Origin of the sequence: Streptomyces sp. ISL-1 (assembly GCF_018614585.1) — a bacterium.
Taxonomy (GTDB): Bacteria; Actinomycetota; Actinomycetes; order Streptomycetales; family Streptomycetaceae; genus Streptomyces; species Streptomyces maoxianensis.
Genome location: NZ_JAGGOI010000052.1, coordinates 2,501 through 5,271, shown reverse-complemented (window position 1 = coordinate 5,271; position 2,771 = coordinate 2,501). Strand labels below are relative to the sequence as shown.

Below are 2,771 nucleotides of genomic sequence, written 5' to 3'. Positions count from 1 at the left end.
GAACTAACACAGTGGACGCGAGCAACTGAGGACAAGCCCTCGGCCTATTAGTACCAGTCAGCTTCACCGGTTGCCCGGCTTCCACATCTGGCCTATCAACCCAGTCGTCTACTGGGAGCCTTACCCTCTCTAGGAGGTGGGAGTCCTCATCTCGAAGCAGGCTTCCCGCTTAGATGCTTTCAGCGGTTATCCTTTCCGAACGTAGCCAACCAGCCATGCCCTTGGCAGGACAACTGGCACACCAGAGGTTCGTCCGTCCCGGTCCTCTCGTACTAGGGACAGCCCTTCTCAAGACTCCTGCGCGCGCAGCGGATAGGGACCGAACTGTCTCACGACGTTCTAAACCCAGCTCGCGTACCGCTTTAATGGGCGAACAGCCCAACCCTTGGGACCGACTCCAGCCCCAGGATGCGACGAGCCGACATCGAGGTGCCAAACCATCCCGTCGATATGGACTCTTGGGGAAGATCAGCCTGTTATCCCCGGGGTACCTTTTATCCGTTGAGCGACGGCGCTTCCACAAGCCACCGCCGGATCACTAGTCCCGACTTTCGTCCCTGCTCGACCCGTCGGTCTCACAGTCAAGCTCCCTTGTGCACTTACACTCAACACCTGATTGCCAACCAGGCTGAGGGAACCTTTGGGCGCCTCCGTTACATTTTAGGAGGCAACCGCCCCAGTTAAACTACCCATCAGACACTGTCCCTGATCCGGATCACGGACCGAGGTTAGACATCCAGCACGACCAGAGTGGTATTTCAACGGCGACTCCCCCTGAACTGGCGTCCAGGGTTCACAGTCTCCCACCTATCCTACACAAGCCGAACCGAACACCAATATCAAACTGTAGTAAAGGTCCCGGGGTCTTTCCGTCCTGCTGCGCGAAACGAGCATCTTTACTCGTAGTGCAATTTCACCGGGCCTATGGTTGAGACAGTCGAGAAGTCGTTACGCCATTCGTGCAGGTCGGAACTTACCCGACAAGGAATTTCGCTACCTTAGGATGGTTATAGTTACCACCGCCGTTTACTGGCGCTTAAGTTCTCAGCTTCGCCACACCGAAATGTGACTAACCGGTCCCCTTAACGTTCCAGCACCGGGCAGGCGTCAGTCCGTATACATCGCCTTACGGCTTCGCACGGACCTGTGTTTTTAGTAAACAGTCGCTTCTCGCTGGTCTCTGCGGCCACCCCCAGCTCACGGAGTAAATCCGATCACCAGTGATGGCCCCCCTTCTCCCGAAGTTACGGGGGCATTTTGCCGAGTTCCTTAACCATAGTTCACCCGAACGCCTCGGTATTCTCTACCTGACCACCTGAGTCGGTTTAGGGTACGGGCCGCCATGAAACTCGCTAGAGGCTTTTCTCGACAGCATAGGATCATCCACTTCACCACAATCGGCTCGGCATCAGGTCTCAGCCTTAATGTGTGACGGATTTACCTGCCACACGGCCTACACCCTTACCCCGGGACAACCACCGCCCGGGCTGGACTACCTTCCTGCGTCACCCCATCGCTTACCTACTACCACCTTGGGCCGGCGGCTCCACCACTCCCCTTTGCCCGAAGGCTCCAGGGCGGCTTCACGGCCTTAGCATTAATGGGCTCGATACTGGGCGTTTCAAAGCGGGTACCGGAATATCAACCGGTTGTCCATCGACTACGCCTGTCGGCCTCGCCTTAGGTCCCGACTTACCCTGGGCAGATCAGCTTGACCCAGGAACCCTTAGTCAATCGGCGCACACGTTTCTCACGTGTGTATCGCTACTCATGCCTGCATTCTCACTCGTGAACCGTCCACCACTCGCTTCCGCGGCGGCTTCACCCGGCACACGACGCTCCCCTACCCATCCGTACTCCCGTTGGGGATATATGTACGAATGACACGACTTCGGCGGTACGCTTGAGCCCCGCTACATTGTCGGCGCGGAATCACTTGACCAGTGAGCTATTACGCACTCTTTCAAGGGTGGCTGCTTCTAAGCCAACCTCCTGGTTGTCTCTGCGACTCCACATCCTTTCCCACTTAGCGTACGCTTAGGGGCCTTAGTCGATGCTCTGGGCTGTTTCCCTCTCGACCATGGAGCTTATCCCCCACAGTCTCACTGCCGCGCTCTCACTTACCGGCATTCGGAGTTTGGCTAAGGTCAGTAACCCGGTAGGGCCCATCGCCTATCCAGTGCTCTACCTCCGGCAAGAAACACACGACGCTGCACCTAAATGCATTTCGGGGAGAACCAGCTATCACGGAGTTTGATTGGCCTTTCACCCCTAACCACAGGTCATCCCCCAGGTTTTCAACCCTGGTGGGTTCGGTCCTCCACGAAGTCTTACCTCCGCTTCAACCTGCCCATGGCTAGATCACTCCGCTTCGGGTCTTGAGCGCGCTACTGAATCGCCCTGTTCGGACTCGCTTTCGCTACGGCTTCCCCACACGGGTTAACCTCGCAACACACCGCAAACTCGCAGGCTCATTCTTCAAAAGGCACGCAGTCACGACTGCATGTGCAAGCACATACAGCGACGCTCCCACGGCTTGTAGGCACACGGTTTCAGGTACTATTTCACTCCGCTCCCGCGGTACTTTTCACCATTCCCTCACGGTACTATCCGCTATCGGTCACCAGGGAATATTTAGGCTTAACGGGTGGTCCCGCCAGATTCACACGGGATTTCTCGGGCCCCGTGCTACTTGGGTGTCGCACAAGCAAGCCGTTGATGTTTCAGCTACGGGGGTCTTACCCTCTACGCCGGACCTTTCGCATGTCCTT

General features: G+C 56.8%; 1 rRNA gene (cut by a window edge). It reads right to left on the bottom strand.

Annotated elements, in window-relative coordinates:
- Positions 1–27: 27 nt before the first annotated feature.
- Positions 28–2,771: ribosomal RNA gene (locus J7E87_RS30505) — 23S ribosomal RNA — on the bottom strand; it runs 380 nt beyond the window's last position.